Annotated in this window: 3 protein-coding genes; all 3 read left to right on the top strand. The window is 71.4% G+C overall.

The annotated features are described in order from the left end of the window. Window positions 1-844, top strand: an 844-nt coding sequence (locus ADY01_RS33860) for an ABC transporter permease (protein WP_049580599.1), incomplete at its 5' end; no start/stop codon positions are given. Further along, on the top strand, window positions 820-1,593 hold the full coding sequence (locus ADY01_RS33855) for an ABC transporter ATP-binding protein (RefSeq protein WP_049580598.1): 774 nt from the start codon (window positions 820-822) through the stop codon (window positions 1,591-1,593). The genes ADY01_RS33860 and ADY01_RS33855, both read left to right, overlap by 25 nt. Next, window positions 1,590-2,951, top strand: a complete 1,362-nt coding sequence (locus ADY01_RS33850; protein ID WP_049580597.1) for an LLM class flavin-dependent oxidoreductase — start codon at window positions 1,590-1,592, stop codon at window positions 2,949-2,951. The genes ADY01_RS33855 and ADY01_RS33850 overlap by 4 nt, the downstream gene beginning before the upstream one ends. Window positions 2,952-3,806: the final 855 nt, after the last annotated feature.

The raw sequence follows: 3,806 nt of genomic DNA, 5'->3' as shown, positions 1-3,806 counted from the left end.
CCCCGGCTCCCCCGCGGGCGCCGCTCCCGGGAAGCGGCCACGTTCGGCCGGGCCGCCGCCGCGCAGGAGGCGGCGGCTCGGTCCCGGCCGCCCCGTCCCGTTCTCCTGGGCCATCGGCCCCGCGCTGCTGCTCATCGTCTGGTCCGTCGGCTCGGCCACCGGCTGGATCGACGAGCGCAACCTGTCGGCGCCCTGGCAGGTCGTCTCCACCGCGCGGGACCTCGTCCAGGAGGGCAGGCTCCAGGAGAACCTGTGGGCCTCCACCCAACGCGCCCTCGCGGGCCTCGCGTTCGGCGTCGCGATCGGCCTGGTCCTCGCCGTGGTCGCGGGGCTCAGCCGTCTGGGCGAGGGCGTCATCGACGGCCCCGTGCAGGTCAAGCGGTCCATCCCCTCGCTCGCGCTGATCCCGCTGCTCATCCTCTGGTTCGGCATCGGCGAGTCCATGAAGATCATCACCATCACGCTCGGCGTGCTGGTGCCCGTCTACATCCACACCCACAACGGCCTGCGCACCATCGACAGCCGCTATGTGGAGCTGGCCGAGACGCTGCGGCTGAGCCGCCCCGCCTTCCTGCGCCATGTCGTCCTGCCCGGCGCCCTGCCGGGCTTCCTGCTCGGCCTGCGCTTCGCGGTGACCTCCGCCTGGCTCTCCCTGGTGGTGGTCGAGCAGGTCAACGCCACCAGCGGCATCGGCTACATGATGGAGCTGGCGCGGACCTACGGGCAGACGGACGTGATCATCGTGGGCCTGGTGGTCTACGGACTGCTCGGCCTGCTCTCCGACGGCCTGGTACGGCTGGCACAGAGGAAGGCGCTGTCATGGCGACGCACCCTGGCGGACTGACCCTCGGCGGCCTGGTCAGGACCTTCGGCGGACGCCGGGTCCTGGACGGGCTCGACCTGTCCATCGAGCCGGGCGAGTTCGTGGCGCTCATCGGCCGCAGCGGCTCCGGCAAGTCCACCCTGCTTCGGGTCCTGGCCGGAATCGACCACGACGTGACCGCCTTTGACGAGCTGAGCGCCCCGTCCAAGGTGTCGGTCGTCTTCCAGGACGCCAGGCTGCTGCCCTGGAAACGGGTCCTGGACAACGTCGTGCTCGGCCTCGCCGGACCCGGCGCGCGGGAGCGCGGCGGAACGGCGCTGGAGGAGGTCGGCCTGGCCGGGCGCGAACGCGCCTGGCCCGTCGAGCTGTCCGGCGGCGAGCAGCAGCGCGTCGCGCTGGCCCGCTCGCTGGTCCGTGACCCCGAACTCCTCCTGGCCGACGAGCCGTTCGGCGCCCTGGACGCGCTCACGCGGATCCGGATGCACGCGCTGCTGCGGCGGCTGTGCGACCTCCACCGGCCGGCGGTGCTGCTGGTCACCCACGACGTGGACGAGGCCATCGCCCTGGCCGACCGCGTCGCCGTCCTCGAAGACGGCCGGATCGCCGCCGACCTGCCCGTCGAACTGCCCGCGCCGCGCGCGCCCGGCAGCCCCGCCTACGCCGCCCTGCGCGACCGCCTGCTGACGCACCTCGGCGTCGACACCGCCGACCTGGCTGTCACCGACCTGGCTGTCGCCGACCTGGCCGTCACCGAAGGAGAGGACTCGTGACCCGACACGACGGCGCCGAGAGCCGCCGACAGCTCCACCTGAACCTGTTCATCTACCCGGGCGGACACCACGAGGCCGCCTGGCGCTATCACGGCTCCGCGCCCGAGCGGCTGCTGGACATCGAGTACTACCGCGAACTGGCCCGCCGCGCCGAGGCCGTCACGTTCGACGGTGTCTTCTTCGCCGACGGCCCGGCCCTGGCGGACAACGTGCGCTACGCCAGCCGGTTCCGCCTCGAACCGTTCACCTGGCTCTCCGCCCTGGCCACCGCCACCGAGCGGATCGGGCTGATCGCCACCGCCTCCACCACCTACAGCGAGCCGTACAACCTGGCCCGCCTCTTCGCCTCGCTCGACCACCTCTCGAAGGGCCGCGCGGGCTGGAACATCGTGACCACGGGCGCGCCGCAGGCCGCGGGCAACTTCGGCCTCGACGCCCACCCGGTGCACGCCGCCCGCTACGAGCGGGCGCGCGAGTTCCTGGACGTCGTGACGCGGCTGTGGGACAGCTGGGAGGACGAGGCGCTGGTCGCCGACCAGGCGTCCGGCCTCTTCGCCGACACCGACCGCATCCACCCGATCGACCACGAGGGCCCTCACCTGAGGGTCCGCGGACCGCTGAACACCCCGCGCACCCCCCAGGGCAGGCCCGTCTACGTGCAGGCGGGCTCCTCGGAGGACGGCCGCGCGTTCGCCGCCCGTTACGCGGAGGCCGTGTTCACCGCGCACCAGACGCTCGGCGACGGGCAGGACTTCTACGCCGACCTCAAGAAGCGCGCCGCGGCCCGGGGGCGCGACCCCGACGGGGTGCTGATCCTGCCCGGCATCAGCCCGTTCATCGGCTCGACGGAGGCCGAGGCGCTGGCGCTGCACGACGAGTTCAACGACCTCACCCAGCCCGAGTACAGCCTCCAGCTGCTCCACCGCATCCTGGGCGTGCGGCTGACCCCGGAGGAGCTCGACGGCCCGGTGCCGCGCGAACTCATCGAGACCGGCGGCGAACGCGGCAACGGCAGCCGCTTCCAGGTGATCCTCGGCATCATCGAGCGCGAGAACCCGACGGTGCGGCAACTGCTGCACCGCCTGGCGGGCGCCCGCGGCCACCGGGTGGTGGCGGGGACGCCGGAGCAGGTCGCCGACCAGATCCAGGAGTGGTTCGAGAACGGCGCGGCCGACGGGTTCAACGTCATGCCGCCGTGGCTGACGGGCGGCTTCGACGTCTTCGCCGACGAGGTGGTCCCGATCCTGCGCCGCCGCGGCCTGTTCAGGACCGAGTACACCGGCACGACGCTGCGCGACCACTACGGTCTGCCGAGGCCACGCAGCGCGTTCACGGCGGTCGGGGGAGGGGACTTCTGACGCTCGTTGCGGGTGGGGCGGCTTCGACGCCTGGCCTAGGTGGCCGGTGCTTGGCCGGGTGTCTGTTTCGTGCGGATGCACGAAAAGAGGCACCTACGGGGGGAGGGTTCGTGGGTGTTCGCCGTCCCGGTGACCGGCCGGTTTGTCGGGTGGAAGAGGTGGGTGTCCGAACGGGCGCAGCGGATGACGGCCGTTGGGGGTCGGTCTGTTCGCTGTGGCTGGGGTGGCGCGCAGCTGCTGCCGCCTCTGTGTGCCCTTGTTGGTCATCCCCGGGGCCGGTGGGGGTCGTTGCCCAACCGGGCCGTGGTGGCGGTGCGCGGTCGTCTGCCCTATTGGGCATCTGGAGGTGGGGACTGTTCTGAAACGCGAAACACTTCGTTTTAAACAGAGTGTTGAAAACAAAGCGTGCGCCGTTTGAAAACAGTCCCCACCCTCCGATGCCCGATAGGGCAACGAACCCACCGGCCCGCTACATAAGCCCAGGCGGCGCGCGGGCAACGACGAATACGTGCGGCCAGAGCAGGCCCGAAGGGTGCGCGCCACCCCAGCCACAGCGAACAGACCGGCCCAAGACCAGAGTCATCCGCTGCGCCCGTCCGGACACCCACCTCATCCAAGAGACCACTGGCCGGTCACCGGGACGACCCCGACCCACGAACCCTCCCCCCGTAGGTGCCTCTTTTCGTGCATCCGCACGAAACAGACACCCGGCCAAGCCCGCGCCACCTAATACTGCAACCGCATCTGGGGGTTGTGGCCTCGGCGTTTGTAGTGGGAGGTGCGGGCTCGGGCCTGGCTGCGTCTGCGGAAGCGTGACCAGTGGAGATGGTGCTCGTTGGTGTGGTGGCGGGGTGT

This window comes from Streptomyces sp. SBT349 (assembly GCF_001083795.1).
Classification (GTDB): Bacteria; Actinomycetota; Actinomycetes; order Streptomycetales; family Streptomycetaceae; genus Streptomyces.
Note: the sequence above shows the minus strand (reverse complement) of the source record. Positions and strands in the feature narration are given on the sequence as shown.

Bases quoted from the DNA above. Each gene is read 5' to 3' on its own strand.
- ADY01_RS33855 (WP_049580598.1), top strand. From the start codon at position 820: ATGGCGACGCACCCTGGCGGACTGACCCTCGGCGGCCTGGTCAGGACC.